The following is a 19,194-nucleotide window of genomic DNA, read 5'->3' as shown; positions in this document are numbered from 1 at the left end:
CGACCGCCCGGAGGGGAGGGCCGGGGCCTCGGGGCCGGTCCGGTGCGGCGGCCGTTGATCGGTCGGCAGCGCACGGGCCCGGGGGACGGCTTCCCCGGAGGTGGGCCCCGCAGTGGTGCGGGTGGCCCCTCGGCTCCGCGGCGGCCGACGGACGACCGGGCGGCCGCGTTGATCGACGCGGTCAGGATCCGGCTGGCCGAGGCCGGGGCCGCGCCCACCGCCGGATCGGTGGCGGCTGCGCTGCGGGCCGCCCGGCCGCCCCTGGGCGGGGACGACGTCCTGGATGCGGTCAGGGTGCTGCGCTCCGAGCTCGTCGGTGCCGGGCCGCTGGACGGTCTGCTCGGTGAGCCGGAGGTGACGGACGTCCTGGTCAACGGACCTGACGAGGTGTGGGTCGACCGGGGAGCGGGGCTGCGACGGGTCCCCGAGGTCCGCTTCACCGACGCCGAGGCGGTGCGGCGGCTGGCCCACCGCCTGGCCACGGCCGCCGGCCGTCGCCTCGACGACGCCCGGCCCTGGGTCGACGCCCGCCTGCCGGACGGGACCCGGCTGCACGCCGTGCTGCCCCCGATCGCCGCCGGCTGCACCCACATCTCACTCCGGATCTGCCGCACCCGCCCGTTCACCCTGGACGAGTTGGTGGCCGGCGGAGCGCTGGCCCCGGCAGGTGCCGAGCTGCTCCGCGCCGTGCTGCGGGCCCGGCTCTCCCTGTTGATCTCCGGCGGGACGGGCACCGGCAAGACCACGCTCCTCGCCGCCCTGCTCGGCCTGGTCGGGCCCGAGGAGCGGATCGTGCTGGCCGAGGACTCGGCGGAGCTCCGCCCCGACCACCCGCACGTCGTCCGGCTCCAGAGCAGGCCGCCGAACCAGGAGGGCCTCGGCGAGCTGACCCTCAAGGACCTGGTGCGCCAGGCCCTGCGGATGCGACCCGACCGAGTGGTGGTCGGGGAGGTCCGGGGCGAGGAGGTGGTCGATCTGCTCTCCGCGCTCAACACCGGTCACGAGGGCGGCTGCGGCACGGTGCACGCCAACACCGCGACGGACGTCCCGGCCCGGCTGGAGGCGCTCGGTTCTCAGGCCGGGCTCGACCGACTGTCCCTCCACAGCCAACTCCGGGCGGCGCTGGACGTGGTGATCCACCTGGTCCGGGATCAGCGGACCGGTCGGCGGAGGGTGGCCGAGTTGCACATGCTGGTCGGCGACGAACGGGGGCTCGCGGTGACCGTCCCGGCCGTGACGTTCACGGCCCAGGGGGAGGTCCTGCCGGGGCCTGGATGGGAGCGGCTGCGGCGCCGCTGTGCGGAGCGGGGCGTCGGGCTGCCGGACCCGGCGGTGTTGCCGGACGGGGCCGCAGCGGGGGCCGGGGCCGCGGACGCGACCCGGGTGCGAGCCGAAGCCGTCGATGCGACGCCGGAGTCGGCGGAGGTGGCGCGGTGAGCCTGCGGCAGATGGAGCTGGTCTGGGTGCTGGCGCTCTGCGGGATCGCGGTGGCGGCGTGGTGCCTGCTGCGGAGCGGCCCCCGGGTGGTCCTGGAGGGATGTGGGGCCGCCCGTGACACGAGGGAGCCGACATGACGCCCGGTCACATTCTGGTGGCCGTCGGGGCTGGAGGGGTTGCGGCCGGCCTCTGGCTGGGCCTGCGGCGGCGGGCCAAGGTGGCCCTCCGCGCTCGGGCCCTGCTCGGGGCGGCGGTGGAGGACGGTGGCCTCCGTGGCCGGATGGTGACGCTCACCACGGCCAAGCCCCGCTGGCTGGTGGTCGAACTCTTCTTGGCCCCGGCCGGGTTGGCGGCCGGACAGCTCACCGGCTCGCCGGTGCCGGTGTTGCTGGCCGTGGCGGGGGTGGTGCCCCTGCGACGTTGGCGGGCAAGGCGCCGCAGGGCGGCCGAGGCCCGACGCCGGGCCTCGGCGGTGATCGAGCTCTGCGAGGGGCTGGCCGCGGAGCTGCGCAGCGGTGCGACGGCGGGTCAGGCTCTGGCCATCGTGATGAGCCGTCCCTCGGCGTTGAGGGACGGGCTGGGCGCCGAGCCCGCAGCACGGCTGACGGCCGGGAGGTACGGGGCCGACGTTCCGGCGGCGCTGCGCCTGATCGCCGAACTGCCCGGTGGCAGGGGCGCGGCGGCGCTTGCCGCCTGCTGGCAGGTCACGGCGGAGAGCGGCACCGGGCTCGCCCCCGGGCTCGACCAACTCGCCGACGCGCTACGGGCGGAGCGCGCACTGGTTGAGGAGATCACCGGAGAGCTGGCGGGGCCGAGGACCACCATCGCCGTGCTGGCAGCCCTGCCCCTGGTCGGCCTGATGCTCGGTGCCGCGCTCGGCGCGGACCCGGTCCGCATCCTGCTGCACACTCCTGCCGGCCTGGCCTGCCTGATCGCCGGCGCGCTGCTGGAGGCGGCCGGTCTGGCGTGGACGGCCAGGATCGTCACGGCCGCCGAGGACGCGCCGGGCCGACGGGAGCGCAGGAGGCGTGCTGCCGCCGATGGGGAGGCGGTTGAGGTGGGAGGGGCCGGAGACCCGGGAGGGGAGTGGGGGCGGTGCGGCATCTCCCGGACCGGGGCCGTCGGCGGCGCACAGGACCGGTGGGTCGGGCGGAACGCCCTGCCGGTACAGGCCGAGGCGGCCTGGTGAGGCGGGAGTTGGTGCTGCCGCTGGTGTTCGGCGGTCTGGCGGCGGCCACGGTCGGTGGCGGAGCCGTGCAGGCTCTCCGGGGCTGGATGGTGCGGCGGCGGATCAGGAAGTGGCAGCGTTCGACCGGGAGTCGGCGCGTCCGGCGGCGGGGCGGCGGACGTCTCGGCAGGGCCCTGGCCGCACGCGGGGTCGGTAGGGCAGTACTGCTGGAGCGGGTGGTGCCGGTGGTGGCGGGGCTGCTCGCACTGGTGTTGGTGGGCGGACAGGCCGGCCTGGTGGCGGGGCTGCTCACGGGGCTGGCGGCACGCAGGTGGCTGCCACGGGTCCGGTCCCCGGCCACTCGCCGGGCCGCCGTCGAGCAGGACCGCCTCACCCGCCAACTCCCGCTCACGGCCGAGCTGCTGGCTGCCTGCCTCGGCGCCAGCAGCTCCCCGGCCACCGCCGCGGCGGCCGTCGCCGAGAGCGTGGACGAGCCCATGAGCGGACGGCTGGCCGCGGTGGCCTCCGAGTTGACGCTCGGCGCGCCGCCCGAGGTGTGCTGGGAGCGCCTCGGAGCCGACTGCCCCTCGCTCGCTCCGCTGGCCCGCTGCCTGGTCCGAACGAGCATCAGCGGAGCCCCGCCCACCGCCCCGCTGACCGGCCTGGCACACGCCCACCGGGCCACCGCCTCTCGCGCGGCCCACGCCCGGGTGCGGCGGGCCGGAGTTCTCGCCACCGCACCGCTCGGTGTCTGTTTCCTCCCTGCCTTCGTACTGGTGGGGGTGGTGCCTGTGGTGATGGGCCTGACCTCGCTCTTCGCGGCACGGGTCTGAGCTTGCGGGAACGAGGCGCAGCTCTCGTACTCCGTCGCTCCCTCCACCGCTCCCCTCAACGCCTTCTTGACGTCTTCCAACCATCCCTGTCGACAGAGGAGTTCTGCCATGACGGTACGTGTTGCCCGAAACGCTCACCCCTACCGCGAGGTCCGTGCCCGCCGCCCGCTCGGCGAGAGCCGTCGGATCCGGGTGCTGATGCGCCGACGGCGGAGGTGGCTGACCGTCCGCATCCGTCGCTTGCGGACGGCCCGGGGCGATGCCGGAATGACCACGGCCGAGTACGCCGTGGGGACGGTGGCGGCCTGCGGGTTCGCCGCCCTGCTGTACAAGGTCGTGACCAGCGGAGCGGTCTCGGGCGCCATCAGCGAGCTGCTCGACCGTGCGCTCCATGCCGTCTGACGAGGCATCGGCCCCGGGCGGGCAGGTCCCGCCCGCCCGGGGTGAGCACGGCGCCGGGACGCGGTGGCCGGGTGGGCCGGACACACCGCGCGGGCGCCGGCGGCGGGCGGACCGCGGATTCGTGACGGCCGAGACGGCGGTCGCCCTGCCGGCCCTCGTCTTCCTGGTGGCGTTGCTGGTCTGGGGCGTTGTCACGGCGGCGGCTCAGATCAAGTGCGTGGATGCCGCCCGGATCGGCGCACGGGCGGCCGCTCGGGGAGACGGAGGTGCGGCGGGGTTGGCCCGGGCCGCTGCGCCGCCTGGAGCCAGCGTCTCGGTCTCGGTCGGCGGGGAGGCCGTCCGGGTCACCGTCGAAGCCCCGAGCCCGGCCCCCGGGCGGCTCGGCGGGATGCTGTCCGTCCGGCTGCACGCCGAGGCGGCGGCGGCCCGGGAGGACGTGATTGGCGCGGAGGGCGGTGGTGGGCCATGGCCGGCCTGAAGGTCGCCAGGAGGTGCGGACTGCCGAGGGGTGACGCACGTTCGGGCGTCAACGGTGCTGGTGACGAGGGGAGGACGCTCGATCGTCGCGGGGCGGGGGATCGGGGCTCGGCGACGATCTGGCTGGTCTCGCTGGCGATGCTCGGTTGCGCCGTCTTCGCCGCCAGCCTGGCGGTGGGCGCGGTGGTGGCCGCCAGGCACCGGGCGGATTCGGCCGCCGATCTGGCGGCGCTGGCCGCCGCCGGGCACCTCATGGTCGACGAGGACGGTGGCTGCGGTCGAGCGGCCCGGATCGCCGGTGAGCACCGGGCGCGGCTGGTGAGCTGTGAGGTGCACGAGAGCATCGACGCGGTGGACGTGGTGGTGGAGGTCCCGATCTCGGGCGTCCCCTGGCCCGTCGGCCCCGCGCGGTCGCGGTCGAGGGCGGGGCCGGTGTGGGCCTGGGGCAACGACGCGGTCGGCAGTACCGCCGTCGAGCACCTGTCGGCCGAGCACCTGTCGGCCGAACCTCTGTCGGCCGAGCCTTTTCCAGGCGTGCCCCTTCCTGCCGAGGCTCTTCCGGGCGTGCCACTCCTGCTCGAGTCCGCACCGGTTGAGCCCGTCACCGTTGCTCCCGGCACCGCCACTGACCCCGCCCCGGTGCCCTCGGTTGCCGCCCGCACCACAGGGGGCCGAGCTGCCTGCGGCAACGAGCTGTCAGAGCGTCAACCGTCCTTCGAGACCTGCCGCCCAGGGGCCCCCGCCAACAGGACGTCCAGCAGCCGAACTGCCGCCGCCTTGTCCAGCGGGTCGTTCCCGTTGCCGCACTTCGGGGACTGCACGCACGACGGGCACCCCCGCTCGCACTCACAGGCCGCGATGGCCTCGCGGGTCGCGGTGAGCCACTGTTCGGCGCCGTGGAAGCCGCGCTCGGCGAAGCCGGCCCCGCCCGAGTGGCCGTCGTACACGAAGACCGTCGGCAGACCGGTGTCCGGGTGCAGCGGCACCGAGACCCCGCCGATGTCCCAGCGGTCGCAGGTCGCGAAGAGCGGGAGGAGGCCGATCGAGGCGTGCTCCGCCGCGTGGGCGGCGCCCGGGAGTTGGTCGAACGGGATGACGGCGTCGAGCAGTTGGTCCTCGGTGACGGACCACCAGACGGCCCGGGTGCGCAGGGTCCTGGGCGGGAGGTCGAGCTTGCTCTCACCCAGGACCTCGCCGGTGGAGATGCGCTTGCGCAGGTATCCGACCACCTGGTTGACCACCTCCACCGAACCGAAGCAGAGCCGGGCCTCGCCCCATTCGAGGGTGGTGTCGGTGGAGAGCACGGAGATGGAGGTGATGTCCCTGGCGGAGGTGGTGTAGGGCGGGTCGGCCGGTTCGACCAGGGCGACCGAGGTCTCCAGGTCGAGGTCCTGCACCAGGTAGGTACGGCCCTGGTGGAGGTGTACCGCTCCGGTGTGCACGGTGGTGTGGGCGGCGGCCGCGTCCACGGTGCCGAGCAGCCGGCCGGTCGAACCCTCCACGATCTGCACGGGGTTGCCGCCGCTGCCCCTCAGGTCCACGGCATCGGCGGCCCGCTCCCGGCGGGTCCAGTACCAGGAGCCGTCCGTCCGGCGCCGGAGCAGGCCGCGCTTCTCCAGCACCGGCAGCAGCGGCTCCGCGGACGGTCCGAACAGCGTCAGGTCCTCGGCGCCGAGCGGGAGTTCGGCGGCGGCCGCGCACAGGTGCGGGGCGAGCACGTGCGGGTTGTCCGGGTCGAGGACGGTGGCCTCCACCGGGGTGTCGAACAGGGCCTCCGGGTGGTGCACCAGGTAGGTGTCCAGCGGGTCGTCCCGGGCGATCAGCACGGCGAGCGCGCCCTGGGCCTCACGTCCGGCCCGGCCGGCCTGCTGCCAGAGCGAGGCGCGGGTGCCGGGATAGCCGGCCATCAGGACGGCGTCCAGACCGGAAACGTCCACGCCGAGTTCGAGTGCGGAAGTGGAGGCCAGGCCGAGCAGTCGGCCGGAGTGCAGGGCCTGTTCGAGCCCTCGGCGCTCCTCGGCCAGGTAGCCGCCGCGGTAGGCGGCGACCCGGGAGGCCAGCGGGTTGCCGAGCTGCTCCTGCGCCTGGAGGGCGACCAGTTCGGCGGCCCGCCGTGAGCGGACGAAGACCACCGTGCGGGTGCCCTGTTCGACCAGGTCGGTCAGCAGGTACCCGGCCTCGGCGGTGGCGGTGCGGCGCACCGGGGCGCCCTGCTCGCCGACGTTCTCGGTGAGCGGCGGCTCCCAGAGGGCGAAGACCAGCGGTCCGCGCGGTGAGGCGTCCTCGGTCACCGCCACCGCCGGCAGCCCGGTCAGTCGCCGCGCGGTGACGGCGGGGTCGGCGGTGGTGGCGGAGGCGAGCAGGAAGGTGGGGGAGGAGCCGTAGCGGGCGCAGAGCCGTCGCAGTCGTCGCAGCACCTGGGCGACGTGCGAGCCGAAGACGCCGCGGTACGTGTGGCACTCGTCGATGACCACGTACTTCAGGGTCTTGAGGAAGGAGGCCCAGCGCGGGTGCGCGGGCAGTATCCCCCGGTGCAGCATGTCGGGGTTGGTCAGGACGTAGGAGGCGTACTGGCGCACCCACTCGCGTTCCTCGAACGGGGTGTCCCCGTCGTAGAGGGCGGCCCGCACCCGGCCGGGGGCGAGTTCGGACGCGCGGCGGCGCTGGTCGGCGGCGAGGGCCTTGGTCGGTGCCAGGTAGAGCGCGGTGGCGCCGCGGCCGTTGCGCGCCTCGGTGCCGCTGAGCAGCTCGCTGAGCACCGGCGCCAGGTAGCCGAGCGACTTGCCCGAGGCGGTGCCTGTGGCCAGCACCACAGTTTGGCCGGATTGCGCCAATTCCATCGCCTCGGCCTGATGGGCCCACGGCTCGGTGATGCCGAGCTCCCCGGCAGCGGCCACGATCTCGGGGCGGATGCCTTCCGGCCACGGTGCGTACCGGGCGGGCCGGGCTGCCATGTGCTCCGTATGGGTGAGGCGGTCAGCCCTGCCACGGCTCGTGGACAGGGTGGTCAGCAGGGCCTCTGGCTGGTGATGACGGGGCGGCATGAGCAGCCAGTGTGTCACTGCCGTGGCGGAGAATCGCGCCAAGCCATCGTGCGGGCATGGTCACAGGTGGTTGAATGAAGCCGTGACGGCCGCATGGCCGAGGGTTGCATCGCCGCGCTCGTACACGAGACCAGCGGCCGTGCCGTGCCCGGCCTTGCGACCAAGCGGTGGCGGCCACCCGGCCGAGGATCGCAATGACGTAGCAAGGCAAGGTGCTGGAGGTTCCGTGGACCTGTCCCTGTCGACCCGCACTGTCGGCGACCGTACGGTCGTCGAGGTTGGCGGCGAGATCGATGTGTACACCGCCCCCAAGCTGCGCGAGCAGCTGGTCGAGCTCGTCAACGAGGGCAACTACCACCTGGTCGTCGACATGGAGGGCGTGGACTTCCTGGACTCGACCGGTCTCGGTGTCCTGGTCGGCGGTCTCAAGCGCGTCCGCGCGCACGAGGGTTCGCTCCGCCTGGTGTGCAACCAGGAGCGCATCCTGAAGATCTTCCGGATCACCGGTCTGACCAAGGTCTTCCCGATCCACACGTCGGTGGACGACGCGGTCGCGGCGAACGACTGACGGGTGCTCAGGCACCCTCGCCTGGTGGACTGACCAGGCGTCAGGGCCGTTCCGGCACGGGCCGGGCGGTGCTGATCTGCCGTCAGCGGCGCGGTTCGGGGCTCCGGTTCCGCCCCGCTCCGTTCGACGGCGCCCATAGAAGCTCACTCGCACACCGGCGGGGCCACTGCGGCCCCGCCGGTGGCGGATGGTGGGCGACTGCCCCGGCGCGGCGCCGTCCGGCCCGCGCGAGCCCGGGGTGCGATCCCGGGCACGATCCCGGAGGGGAAGACAATGGCAACGGTCGAACTTCGGTTCAGCGCACTTCCCGAGCACGTGCGGACGGCCCGTCTGGTGGCCGCGGCGGTGGCGAGGCGCGCCGGAGTCGATGAGTCGGTGCTCGACGAGGTCCGGCTCGCGGTCGGCGAGGCCTGTTCGCGGGCGGTCGGCCTGCACCAGCGCGGTGGTGTCGACGGCGCGGTCCGGGTTGCGCTCACCGACCAGGAGAAGCGTTTCCTCATCGAGGTCGAGGACGAGGCCGGCGCCGCCGGTCTGCCGCCGGTCGGCAGCGACGCCGAGGAGGCCGGGGAGGACGCCGAGGACGCGCTCGGGCTGGCGGTGATCACCGGCCTGGTCGAGGACGTCGAGGTGACCTCGGGGGCCAGCGGCGGGTTGATCCGGATGAGCTGGCCGCTGTCGCCGGAGCTCGACGAGTTCTGAGTCCTCGCCTGCCGGGTCCGGTCCGACCCCGGGGCTCCCAACCCCTGGGGCTCCCGCCCCGGGCCCCAGGTGCTCTCGGCCACCCCGAGGGCATTGACAAACTGTTGAAGGTGGCTGTTCCCTGCTCTCGGCGCGATCGGATCCGTTTCGAGAGAAGGACACCTTCCCCATGCGCATCCGCATCCTCTGGCCGGCCGGGCACACCACGGCCACGTTGAGGCGCACCCCCACATCCGAGGCGCTCTGGGCGGCGCTCCCGATCACCTCGTCCGCGAACACCTGGGGCGAGGAGGTCTACTTCGGCACGCCCGTCGCCGCGTCGGTCGAGGAGGACGCGGCCCAGGTGGTCGACCCCGGCACCGTCGCGTTCTGGACCGAGGGCGACAGCCTGGCGCTGCCCTACGGCCCGACGCCGGTCTCGCGCGGCGGCGAGTGCCGGCTCGCCAGCCCCTGCAACCTGCTGGGCGCCCTGGACGGCGATCCCGCCGTGCTGCGCACCGTCCGCCCCGGGGACGTGATCCGGGTGGAGCGGGCCTGAGCCCGGGCGGTGCCGTGTAGGTTCGCAGCGTGAAGTTCGAGAAGCGGCTGTGGGCCGCACCCGTGCTGGGCCTGACACTGGCGGTGGGCGCCGTCGGCTGCGGCGGCGACGACAACTCCGGCGCCGCGCTCGACTCCTGGGCGAAGACCGTCTGCGACGCCGCCCATGACCCGATCGCGCAGTCCACGGCCGCGCTCGACGACAGCGGCAAGGTCGTCCCGGGGGAGGCGCCGGCCGACCTGCAGAAGCGGCTCGCCGCCGACCTCGGGACGCTGGCGCAGACCAACCAGCAGCTCGCGGACGCGATCGCCAAGGCCGGCGTGCCGAAGATCGGTGACGGCGCCAAGGTCCAGCAGGGTGCGACGGAGGAGCTCAAGCAGGCCGCCCAGGGCTACCTGGACGTCCAGCAGAAGCTGACCGCGCTGCCCAACGGGGACCAGGCGAAGTTCGCCGACGGTCTGCGCAGCGTCAGCGACCAGATCCAGCGGCTGGCCCAGCAGTCCACGGCCGCGCTCAACACGCTCCAGAGCGGCGAGCTCGGCGCGGCGATCTCCAAGCAGACCGGCTGCAAGCCCTCCCCGGCTCCGGCGGGAAGCCAGCCGACCGCCGGTCAGACGCCGGGCCAGGCCGGCGGTCAGACGCCCGCCCCCAGCACTACGCCGACGGACGGTCAGGGCGGCGGCCAGGCGGGCGGACAGTCGCCCGCGGCGGGCCAGTCCCCGACCGCCGGGCAGTCGGCCGCAGCGACCCCCTCCACGACGCCGAGCAGCTGACCCCGGCGGTCGCCTCCCGGCTCGTAGCCGCGTCTGCCTCCCGGCCCGCGCCCGGGCTACGGCCTGCCCCCGGCCTGTGGCCCGGCTGCGGCCTGCCTCCCGGCCCGCGGCCGGGGCGCGGCCCCGTCGGCAGGCGGGAGAATGGAGCGGTGACCAGTAGCAGCCCTGTGCTTGACCATGCCCGCCTCGCGAAGCTGCGCGAGGCGCTGCTCGCCGCCTCCTACACCGCCGACGGGTGCCTCGACCTGCTCGGGCCGACCGCGTACGCCGCGCTCGCCCGGAGCGAGGCCGTGCCCGCGCTGCGGGCGACCGGGGGCGGCAGCCCGTTGGAGACCCTGGTGCGGCTGTTCCTGCTGCAGCAGCCGGTCCCGTACGCGGCCGCTGCCGCCGCGCTGCCGGTGGAGGACTGCCTGACGGACCGTTGGCTGGCCCGGGACGGCGAGCAGGTGCGGGCCACCGTGGACGTGCGCCCGTACGCCAACGAGGTGGCGGGTCTGCCGAGTGCGGACGCCTGGGTGGTCTCGGACCTGGGCTGCGCCGTCGGCGGAGCGGGCGGCATCGGCTCCGGCGAGACCGCGCACGGGGTGGCCCGCAAGGACCTGGTGCTCGGGGTCGGCGGGGCCTCCACCACCTTGGCCAACCTGGCGGTGCGGCGTCCGGTGCGCCGGGCGCTCGACCTGGGCTCCGGTTCGGGCGTGCAGGCGCTGCACACCGCCCGGCACGCGCAGCAGGTCACCGCGACCGACCTCAACCCGCGCGCGCTGCACTTCACCGCGCTGACCCTGGCGCTCTCCGGCTTCGAGAACGCGGAGACCGCCGAGGGCAGCCTGTTCGAGCCGGTCGGGGACGGGAGGTTCGACCTGATCGTCTCCAACCCGCCCTTCGTGATCTCGCCCGGCAGCCGCTTCGTCTACCGGGACGGCGGGATGGCGGGCGACGAGCTCTGCCGTTCGATCGTCCGGGGCGCGGCCGCGCACCTGGAGCCCGGCGGGTACTGCCACCTGCTGGCGAACTGGCAGCACGTCAAGGGCGAGGACTGGCACGACCGGGTGGCCGGCTGGGTGGCCGGGACGGGCCTGGACGCCTGGGTGGTGCAGCGCGACGTCCAGGACGTGGCCCACTACGCGGAGCTCTGGCTGCGCGACGGCGGGGACCACCGCGGCCCCGGTTCCGACTACCAGGCCCGGTACGGCGAGTGGTTGGACGCCTTCGAGGCGGGCGGCGTCGAGGGCGTCGGGTTCGGCTGGATCACCCTGCGGGCGGGCGGTGCGGAGCAGCCGACGGTCCGGATCGAGGAGTGGCCGCACCCGGTGGAGCAGCCGCTCGGCCCGCACATCGAGGACTGGTTCGGCAGGCAGGACTTCCTGCGCGCCCACGACGACGCCGCGCTGCTGGCGGCCCGGTACCAGCTCGCCGACGAGGTGGTGCAGGAGCAGGTCGGCGCCCCCGGCGCGGAGGACCCCGAGCACGTGATCCTCCGTCACAACCGGGGCATGCGCCGGGCGACCAAGGTGGACACCGTCGGCGCCGGCTTCGTCGGGGTCTGCGACGGCACGCTGGCGGCGGGCGAGATCGTGGACGCCATCGCCCAACTGCTCGGCGAGGACCGGGTGGTGCTGCGGGACCGGGTGCCGGAGTCGCTGCGGCTGCTGACCGAGCAGGGGTTCATCGAGCCGGTGGGGTGACGGTGCGCGGCCGGGGCCGCGCAGTTGTCCACAGGCGGTGGACAGCGGGCGGCCCCGGCGGTGTTCGAATGTGCGGGCGGTGCGGTGCGGGCCCGTCGGACGGCCACCAGGGTGCCTGCGGCGATCCGTCATCTCCGGTTCACCTCCGGGTGGCCCCCGCTTCGGTGGGCGTACGACACCCGGCCGCCCGTGCCTGCCAGCCTCCTGTCCACAGGCTGTGGACGAGGCGGGGCCGGTGGAGGGGCGGGGCGATGGAGACGCCGACGGCGTTGGCGGCAGGGGTGGTACTCACGGCGTTCGGTGGCGCGCTGCTGCTCTGGTGCGCGGTCGAACTGCGACTTCGCCACCGCCTGCGCCGCCACGGCGTGCCCGCCACCGCCCGGGTGGTCGCGGACCACGACGCCTTCGGTGAGCACCGCGTCGACACCTACGGCGAGCTGGACAGCGCTCCACTGCTCTCCGTCCCGACCGGTCCGGACCGTTCGGTGCTGACCAGGCCGCGCGGGCAGACCCCGTTGCGGCGTCCGGCCTGGCTGACGCCCGGGACGGCGGTGCAGGTCCGGTACGACGCCCGGCGGCCGAACCGCGTGGTGCTGGCGGCCGGCTCGGCCGGTTCGGCGGTTCCCGGCGACGTGCTCTGGCTGCTGCTCGGCACCAGCGCACTGGCCGGCGGTCTCAGCCTGCTCGGCGAGGTGCTCGCCCGGTAGGTCCCGGTGGATGGGGCGCGTACGCCCCCCGGCAATCGGTGCGGATGCGAACCAGCCGCTTCCCGTCGGAGTGAGGCGGGCGTGCGGGGCTGTCCCTCCGTCGCCTTCCTCCTCGTGCGGCCTGCTCGCTGAACGGTCGTCCGCGTCCGGAATCCGACTCCCGGAGGGCCCTGCACCCCCCTCCGCGCGGCGGGAACGCTCCTCATCGGGTTACCGTTCGAGTGGCGTAGGTCGGCCTTGCCGGTGAAAAAGTGCGATCCGTTCGTTTGACAAGGGTGGCCAGGGTACGGTCACACTCCGCTGGTGGGGCCGTCGCGGAGCGGCAGCTCCACACGGCGGGGAGGACGGGATTTTTCGCGCTCTTCCCGGCCGCCACGCGCCGCCCAGCAGACGTTAACGACCGGGAGAGAAGAGCGAAGGTGTCCCCGAGCAGCGAGACCGCGCACGGCAAGCGACTCGTCATCGTCGAGTCGCCGGCCAAGGCCAAGACGATCAAGGGCTACCTGGGCCCCGGCTACGTCGTCGAGGCCAGCGTGGGGCACATCCGCGACCTCCCCGGCACGGCCGCCGAGGTGCCGGACAAGTACACCGGCGAGGTGCGCCGCCTCGGCGTCGACGTGGACCACGACTTCGCTCCGATCTACGTGGTGAACGCGGACAAGAAGTCGCAGGTCACCAAGCTCAAGTCGCTGCTCGCGGAGTCCGACGAGCTCTTCCTCGCCACCGATGAGGACCGCGAGGGCGAGGCCATCGCGTGGCACCTCCAGCAGGTCCTGAAGCCCAAGGTGCCGGTGCACCGGATGGTCTTCCACGAGATCACCAAGGACGCCATCCAGGAGGCCGTGCGCAACCCGCGCGAGCTGAACCAGCGCCTGGTGGACGCCCAGGAGACCCGCCGCATCCTCGACCGCCTCTACGGCTACGAGGTCTCGCCGGTGCTCTGGAAGAAGGTCATGCCGAAGCTCTCGGCGGGCCGCGTGCAGTCCGTCGCCACCCGGCTGGTGGTCGAGCGCGAGCGCGAGCGGATGGCGTTCCGCACCGCCTCGTACTGGGACCTGACCGGCACCTTCGGCACCGGCCGCACCGCGGTGGACGCCGCCAACCCGGAGTCCTTCGGCGCCCGGCTCTCCCAGGTGGACGGCAAGCGGATCGCCAGCGGCCGCGACTTCGGTTCGGACGGGCAGCTGAAGGCCGCGAGCACCAACACGCTGCACCTGGACGAGACGGCCGCCCGCGCGCTGGCCGCGGCCCTGGAGCAGACCGCGTTCTCGGTGCGCAGCGTCGAGTCCAAGCCGTACCGCCGCTCGCCGTACGCGCCGTTCCGCACCACCACGCTCCAGCAGGAGGCCAGCCGCAAGCTGGGCTTCGGCGCCAAGCGCACCATGCAGGTGGCCCAGAAGCTGTACGAGAACGGCTTCATCACCTACATGCGAACCGACTCGACCACGCTCTCGGACACCGCGATCGCGGCCGCCCGGGCCCAGGTCACCCAGCTCTACGGTGCCGACTACCTGCCGGACGCCCCGCGCACCTACGCCTCCAAGGTCAAGAACGCCCAGGAGGCGCACGAGGCGATCCGCCCCTCCGGCGACCGCTTCCGCACCCCGGCCGAGACCGGTCTGAGCAGCGACGAGTTCCGGCTCTACGAGCTGATCTGGATGCGCACCGTCGCCTCCCAGATGAAGGACGCCGTCGGCCAGTCGGTGACGGTCAAGGTCGGCGGCCGGGCCGCCACCGGGCAGGACGTGGAGTTCTCCGCCTCCGGCAAGATCATCACCTTCCACGGCTTCCTCAAGGCCTACGTCGAGGGCGCCGACGACCCGAACGCCGAGCTGGACGACCGCGAGCGCAGGCTGCCCCAGGTCACCGAGGGCGACCCGCTGGCCGCCGAGCAGCTCAACCCCGAGGGCCACTCGACCAAGCCGCCGGCCCGCTACACCGAGGCCTCGCTGGTCAAGGAGCTCGAGGACCGGGAGATCGGCCGCCCGTCGACCTACGCGTCGATCATCGACACGATCATCAACCGGAAGTACGTCTTCAAGAAGGGCACCGCACTGGTCCCCTCCTTCCTGTCGTTCGCCGTGGTGAACCTGCTGGAGAAGCACTTCGGCCGGCTGGTCGACTACGACTTCACCGCCAAGATGGAGGACGACCTCGACCGGATCGCGGCCGGTGAGGCCGAGTCCGTGCCGTGGCTCAAGCGCTTCTACTTCGGCGAGGGCGAGGGTGCCGCGATCGCGGGCGGCGCGGCCGACGCGGGCAACGGCGACGGCGACCACCTCGGCGGGCTCAAGGAACTGGTCACCGACCTCGGCGCGATCGACGCCCGGGAGATCAGCTCGTTCCCGCTGAACGAGGAGATCACCCTGCGGGTCGGCCGCTACGGCCCGTACGTGGAGAAGGCCTCGCCGGTCGAGGGCGAGCCCGGCCAGCGCGCCGACATCCCGGACGAGCTGCCGCCGGACGAGCTGACCATCGAGCTGGCCGAGGAGCTGCTGGCCAAGCCCAGCGGCGACTTCGAGCTGGGCAAGGACCCGGAGTCCGGCAACATGCTGGTCGCCAAGGACGGCCGCTACGGCCCGTACGTCACCGAGATCCTGCCCGAGGGCACCCCGAAGACCGGCAAGAACGCGGTCAAGCCGCGCACCGCCTCGCTGCTCAAGACGATGTCCCTGGACACCGTCACGCTGGCCGACGCGCTGATGCTGCTCTCGCTGCCCCGGGTGGTCGGCACCGACGCCGAGGGCGTGGAGATCACCGCGCAGAACGGCCGCTACGGCCCGTACCTCAAGAAGGGGACCGACTCGCGCTCGCTGACCAGCGAGGAGCAGATGTTCACGGTCACCCTCGAGGAGGCGCTGGCGATCTACGCCCAGCCGAAGCAGCGCGGCCGCGCCGCCGCCGCGCCGCCGCTCAAGGAGCTGGGCACCGACCCGGTCAGCGAGCGACCGGTGGTGGTCAAGGACGGCCGTTTCGGAGCGTACGTGACCGACGGGGAGACCAACGCGACGCTCCGCAAGGACGACTCGGTGGAGGGCATCACCCCGGAGCGCGGCTACGAGCTGCTGGCCGAGAAGCGGGCCCGCGGGCCGGTGAAGAAGGCGGCCAAGAAGGCACCGGCGAAGAAGGCGGCGGCCAAGAAGACCACCACCGCCAAGAAGACCACCACGGCGAAGAAGACGGCCGCCAAGAAGACCACGGCGGCCGGGACCACGGCGAAGAAGACCGCCGCCAAGAAGGTCGCGGCGAAGAAGGCGGCGGCTCCCGAGCAGGAGTGAGCAGGACCGGGCAGGACTGAGCAGGACGTTCCACGACGAGGGCCCGCACTCCGGTGCGGGCCCTCGTCGTGTGCGGGGAGGGCGGGCTCGCTGCGGTGCCGGGTGCGAGGGGAGTGTCACAACCCTGTGATGACGGCGTTCCGGAGGGACTCGCCCCTCTTATCCGCCGGGCGGTGACCGCTACGCTGACGGTATGACGAGCGAGGAGCAGCCCAGCCCCACCAGTGCCCCCGAGCCACCGGAGATCCGTCCCGCCGGGACGCCCGGCGAGCGGGCCAGGGCGCTGCTGCGGCTGCGCCCGTACCGGAGGCTGTGGACCGCACAGCTGATCGGCGGGGCCGGTGACCGGCTCGGGCTGATGGTGCTGGTCGGCCTGGCCTGGGTGGCCGCGCTGATCGGGGGTCAGTTCGGGCACGGGTACCGGGCGGGGGCGCTGGCCGTCGCCGCGCTGCTGGCCTCGCGGCTGCTGGCCACCGTGCTGTTCGGCGCGGCGCTGCTCGGACCGGTGCACGGTCTGGTCGCTTCGAAGCTGGACCGGCGCTGGGTGCTGTTCGGATCGGACGCCTTCCGAGCGGTCCTGATCGGGATCGCGCCCTGGTGGCTCACCTGGTCGTCCGGCTCGGCGCTCTGGCTGCTGCTCGGCACCGCCTTCCTGGCCGGTGCGGCCGAGCGGGTCTGGACGGTGGCCAAGGACGCGGCCGTCCCCGGCCTGCTGCCGGTCGCCGACCCGTACGCCGTCGAGTCGGAGCAGCGGCCCTCGGCCGCCTACCTGGAGACGGTCCGCTCGGTCGACCTGCGGACCGGCTGGGCCGTGGTGCCGCTGGCGGGTGCCCTGCTGGTCGCGCTGACCCTGCTCAACAACGTCTTCGCCGCCTTCGGCTCGGACTGGCTGCGGACGCACCAGTTCACCACCGCCGGGGTCGGCGCCGCGCTGCTGCTGGCCGCCTCGGCCGTGCTGGTCTTCCTCCAGCAGCTGCCCTCCGGCGCGGCCGGAGCCCCGCGCTCCCCGTTGCAGGGCCTGCGCGCCCCGACCGACGCCACCCCCGGCCCCGCGCTGAGCAAGGGCCGGACCGGCTCCGCCCCCTACTTCACCTTCGCGGTGGCCGCCGCCTACGCCTCGATGGCCGGCGTGGCCGCGCTCGGCCTGCTCACCTCGGTCGACCACCGGGGCGGCCCGATCGGCTACGGCCTGGTGGTGCTGGCCGCGGGCCTCGCCCCCGCCGTCGGCGTCCGGATCACCCGTCCGCTGCTGCCCTCGCTCTCCCGCCGCCGGCTGCTGGCGCTGGCCCTGATCACCGAGGGCCTGGCGCTGATCCTGGCCGGGCTGGTGCTGGACTTCGTCCTGGTCCTGCTGCTCACCGTGCTGGCCGGCCTGGCCGCCGGCGTGGTGATCGGCACCGGCCGGACGCTGCTCGCCCAGGAGGTCGAGGAGGCCCGGCTGCCCAAGGTCACCGAGCACCTCCACGCGGTGCTGCGGGTGGTGGTCGGTGCCGCGCTGGTGCTGATGCCGCTGGCCGCCGCCGGGTACGGCGAGATCTCGCTCGGCGAGGTCGAGCCGGGCAGCTTCACCTTCATCCACGACGGCGCCGCGCTGGCCGTCGGCTCCGCCGGGCTGCTGGTGCTGGTGCTCGCCGCCGTGGTGCTGCTGAAGACCGACGACCAGCGGGGCACCGTGCCGTTCGGCCGCGAGCTGCTGCGCTCGGTCCGCGGCGCGGACGTGGTCCCGGCCCACCGGGTGAGCGGCACCGGCTACTTCATCGCCCTGGAGGGCGGGGACGGTGCCGGCAAGTCCACCCAGGCGAACGCCCTGGCCGAGTGGATCCGCAGCAAGGGCCACGAGGTCGTGGTCACCCGCGAGCCGGGCGGTTCGCCGATCGGCCAGCGGCTGCGCGCCCTGGTGCTGGACGTCGGCAACACCGGCCTCTCGCACCGGGCCGAGGCGCTGATCTACGCGGCCGACCGGGCCGAGCACGTCGAGAACGTCATCCGCCCCGCGCTGGAGCGCGGCGCCGTGGTGATCACCGACCGGTACATGGACTCGTCCATCGCCTACCAGGGCGCGGGCCGCGACCTGGCCGCCACCGAGGTGGCCCGGATCTCCCGCTGGGCCACCGGCGGCCTGGTGCCCGACCTGACCGTGGTGCTGGACGTCGCCCCCGAGGCGGCGCGCGAGCGCTTCACCGAGGCGCTCGACCGGCTGGAGTCCGAGCCCACCGAGTTCCACGCCCGCGTGCGCGCCGGGTTCCTCGCGCTGGCCGCAGCCGACCCCGCCCGCTACCTCGTGGTGGACGGCAGCCAGCAGCCCGCCTTCGTGACGACCGCGATCCGCCACCGGCTCGACCGCGAGCTGCCGCTCTCCGAGCAGGAGAAGGCCGCCAAGCTCGAGCAGGAGCGGCTGGCCCGCGAGGAGGCCGCGCGCCGCGCCGCCGAGGAGGCCCGTCTGAAGGCCGAGGCTGAGGAGGCCGAGCGCAAGCGGCTCGAACTGCTGGAGGAGCTCCGGAAGGAGCAGGAGGAGAAGGACCGGCTGGCCCGCGAGGAGGCCGAGCGGCTCGCGGCGGAGGCGGCGGCCAAGGCCGCCGAGGAGGCGCGCCTGAAGGCGGAGGCCGAGGCGGCCCGTCAGGCCGAGGAGGCTGCGGTCCGGGCGGCGGCGGAGGCCGAACGGCGCAAGGCCGAGGAGGCGGAGCGGCAGCGGCTGGCCGCCGAGGCGGCGGCGCAGGCGGAGCTGCAGCGCCAGCGCGAGGAGCAGCGGGCCGAACAGCGGCGGCGGGCCGAGGAGGCGCTGCAGCGGGCGGAGGCGGCGCGGGTCGCCGCGGCCGCGGCTGCTGCGGCGACGTCTGCTGCCGCGGCCACGGCGGCTGCCGCGACGACGGCTGCGGCTGCTGCGCCGACTGCGTCGGCTGCCGAGGCGGAGGACTCGGGGGTGGCGTCCTCGAACGAGGCGACCACCACCATGGAGCTGGCCCACCCGGGCCGGGACCGGGACCAGGCCACCACCGAGCTGCGGAAGCCGGCCGACGAGACGGCCGTGCTGCCGCGCGTCCCGGCGGACGAGACCGCGGTGCTGCCGCGGGTGCCGGCCGTGGGTGAGACGGCGGTGCTGCCGCGGGTCCCCGCGGACGAGACGGCCGTGCTGCCGAAGGTGGAGGGTGCCCGGACCGCCGAGCTGCCCAAGCTGACGGCTGAGCCCGTCCGGCCTGCCAGGCCGACCGCGCCCGCTGCTCCCGCTGCTCCTGCGGACCGGGTGCCGTCCGACCTGTGGCGGGACGAGCCGGCCGCTCCGGCGGAGTCCGAGGCCGAGTCGACCCGGGAGCTGCCGCTGCCGGTGGAGGAGCCGCGGCCGCGGCCGTCCTGGGCCGAGGAGACCCCGATGGACGACCTGCCCAGCCTGACCGACAGCCTGCTCGGCTCCCGTGAGGAGTGGGCGCGCTGGGACGAGAACGGCGAGGAGCAGGACCGCGACCGCAAGGGTCGCAAGCGCAAGTAGCCGTTGGATCGATCGGAGGGGCGGGCGCGGCCGGTGGCCGGGCCCGCCCCTTCCGCGTGCCGCCGCTTCCGCGTGGCGGGGACGGGGCACGGCGTCGACCT

15 protein-coding genes and 1 pseudogene are annotated in these 19,194 nt (G+C 74.3%); 15 read left to right on the top strand and 1 reads right to left on the bottom strand.

Annotated elements, in window-relative coordinates:
• Positions 1–168: 168 nt before the first annotated feature.
• The 7 genes and pseudogenes from ACWCYY_RS31015 to ACWCYY_RS30985 form a co-directional block, all read left to right on the top strand.
• Entirely contained in the window at positions 169–1,437 is a 1,269-nt protein-coding gene (locus ACWCYY_RS31015) for a TadA family conjugal transfer-associated ATPase (protein ID WP_449797908.1), read from the top strand.
• On the top strand, positions 1,434–1,574 hold the full coding sequence (locus tag ACWCYY_RS31010; RefSeq protein WP_449797907.1) for a hypothetical protein: 141 nt from the start codon (positions 1,434–1,436) through the stop codon (positions 1,572–1,574). The genes ACWCYY_RS31015 and ACWCYY_RS31010 overlap by 4 nt, the downstream gene beginning before the upstream one ends.
• The gene (locus ACWCYY_RS31005; protein WP_449797906.1) at positions 1,571–2,626 is read left to right on the top strand and encodes a type II secretion system F family protein; all 1,056 of its coding nucleotides are present in this window, start codon (positions 1,571–1,573) and stop codon (positions 2,624–2,626) included. The genes ACWCYY_RS31010 and ACWCYY_RS31005 overlap by 4 nt, the downstream gene beginning before the upstream one ends.
• Entirely contained in the window at positions 2,623–3,438 is an 816-nt protein-coding gene (locus tag ACWCYY_RS31000) for a type II secretion system F family protein (RefSeq protein ID WP_449797905.1), read from the top strand. The genes ACWCYY_RS31005 and ACWCYY_RS31000 overlap by 4 nt, the downstream gene beginning before the upstream one ends.
• Before the next feature lie 108 nt (positions 3,439–3,546).
• Positions 3,547–3,840 (top strand): DUF4244 domain-containing protein, encoded by a 294-nt coding sequence (locus tag ACWCYY_RS30995; RefSeq protein ID WP_380149897.1) that lies wholly within the window; start codon positions 3,547–3,549, stop codon positions 3,838–3,840.
• 121 nt (positions 3,841–3,961) lie between these two features.
• Positions 3,962–4,318 carry a TadE family type IV pilus minor pilin gene (locus ACWCYY_RS30990; RefSeq protein ID WP_449797904.1) on the top strand — a complete coding sequence of 119 codons (357 nt, stop codon included), beginning with the start codon at positions 3,962–3,964 and terminating at the stop codon, positions 4,316–4,318.
• Positions 4,306–4,737: pseudogene (locus ACWCYY_RS30985) on the top strand (Rv3654c family TadE-like protein); the annotation flags it as partial. The gene ACWCYY_RS30990 and the pseudogene ACWCYY_RS30985, both read left to right, overlap by 13 nt.
• A 284-nt stretch (positions 4,738–5,021) precedes the next feature.
• Here ACWCYY_RS30985 and ACWCYY_RS30980 read toward each other — a convergent pair.
• Positions 5,022–7,361 (bottom strand): DEAD/DEAH box helicase, encoded by a 2,340-nt coding sequence (locus ACWCYY_RS30980; protein WP_449797903.1) that lies wholly within the window; start codon positions 7,359–7,361, stop codon positions 5,022–5,024.
• A gap of 226 nt (positions 7,362–7,587) precedes the next feature.
• Here ACWCYY_RS30980 and bldG point away from each other — a divergent pair, with 226 nt between their 5' ends.
• The 8 genes from bldG (at position 7,588) to tmk (ending at position 19,093) form a co-directional block, all read left to right on the top strand.
• Positions 7,588–7,929 (top strand): anti-sigma factor antagonist BldG, encoded by a 342-nt coding sequence (gene bldG, locus ACWCYY_RS30975; RefSeq protein WP_345289613.1) that lies wholly within the window; start codon positions 7,588–7,590, stop codon positions 7,927–7,929.
• A 273-nt stretch (positions 7,930–8,202) separates the two neighbouring features.
• Positions 8,203–8,628, top strand: a complete 426-nt coding sequence (locus ACWCYY_RS30970) for an ATP-binding protein (protein WP_345289614.1) — start codon at positions 8,203–8,205, stop codon at positions 8,626–8,628.
• 169 nt (positions 8,629–8,797) lie between these two features.
• A complete protein-coding gene (locus ACWCYY_RS30965; protein WP_449797902.1) occupies positions 8,798–9,166 on the top strand; it encodes a cyclophilin-like fold protein in 369 nt (122 codons plus the stop codon).
• A 29-nt stretch (positions 9,167–9,195) separates the two neighbouring features.
• A complete protein-coding gene (locus ACWCYY_RS30960) occupies positions 9,196–9,939 on the top strand; it encodes a hypothetical protein (protein WP_449797901.1) in 744 nt (247 codons plus the stop codon).
• Between the two features lie 149 nt (positions 9,940–10,088).
• The gene (locus ACWCYY_RS30955) at positions 10,089–11,624 is read left to right on the top strand and encodes a class I SAM-dependent methyltransferase (protein WP_345289617.1); all 1,536 of its coding nucleotides are present in this window, start codon (positions 10,089–10,091) and stop codon (positions 11,622–11,624) included.
• Between the two features lie 251 nt (positions 11,625–11,875).
• On the top strand, positions 11,876–12,331 hold the full coding sequence (locus ACWCYY_RS30950) for a DUF3592 domain-containing protein (RefSeq protein WP_345289618.1): 456 nt from the start codon (positions 11,876–11,878) through the stop codon (positions 12,329–12,331).
• Between the two features lie 419 nt (positions 12,332–12,750).
• On the top strand, positions 12,751–15,609 hold the full coding sequence (topA, locus tag ACWCYY_RS30945) for a type I DNA topoisomerase (RefSeq protein WP_345289619.1): 2,859 nt from the start codon (positions 12,751–12,753) through the stop codon (positions 15,607–15,609).
• Positions 15,610–15,802: 193 nt separating this feature from the next.
• A complete protein-coding gene (gene tmk / locus ACWCYY_RS30940; protein ID WP_449797900.1) occupies positions 15,803–19,093 on the top strand; it encodes a dTMP kinase in 3,291 nt (1,096 codons plus the stop codon).
• Positions 19,094–19,194: the final 101 nt, after the last annotated feature.

Source organism: Kitasatospora sp. NPDC001664 (assembly GCF_053596675.1).
The sequence above is the reverse complement of the archived record's forward strand: the minus strand, read 5'-3'. Positions and strand labels throughout refer to the sequence as shown.

Excerpts from the sequence above, each read along its gene's own strand:
- ACWCYY_RS30980 (WP_449797903.1), bottom strand. The coding sequence starts at position 7,361 with ATGCCGCCCCGTCATCACCAGCCAGAGGCCCTGCTGACCACCCTGTCC.
- ACWCYY_RS30950 (WP_345289618.1), top strand. The coding sequence starts at position 11,876 with ATGGAGACGCCGACGGCGTTGGCGGCAGGGGTGGTACTCACGGCGTTC.
- ACWCYY_RS30995 (WP_380149897.1), top strand. The coding sequence starts at position 3,547 with ATGACGGTACGTGTTGCCCGAAACGCTCACCCCTACCGCGAGGTCCGT.
- ACWCYY_RS30970 (WP_345289614.1), top strand. The coding sequence starts at position 8,203 with ATGGCAACGGTCGAACTTCGGTTCAGCGCACTTCCCGAGCACGTGCGG.
- ACWCYY_RS31005 (WP_449797906.1), top strand. The coding sequence starts at position 1,571 with ATGACGCCCGGTCACATTCTGGTGGCCGTCGGGGCTGGAGGGGTTGCG.
- tmk (WP_449797900.1), top strand. The coding sequence starts at position 15,803 with ATGACGAGCGAGGAGCAGCCCAGCCCCACCAGTGCCCCCGAGCCACCG.
- ACWCYY_RS30965 (WP_449797902.1), top strand. The coding sequence starts at position 8,798 with ATGCGCATCCGCATCCTCTGGCCGGCCGGGCACACCACGGCCACGTTG.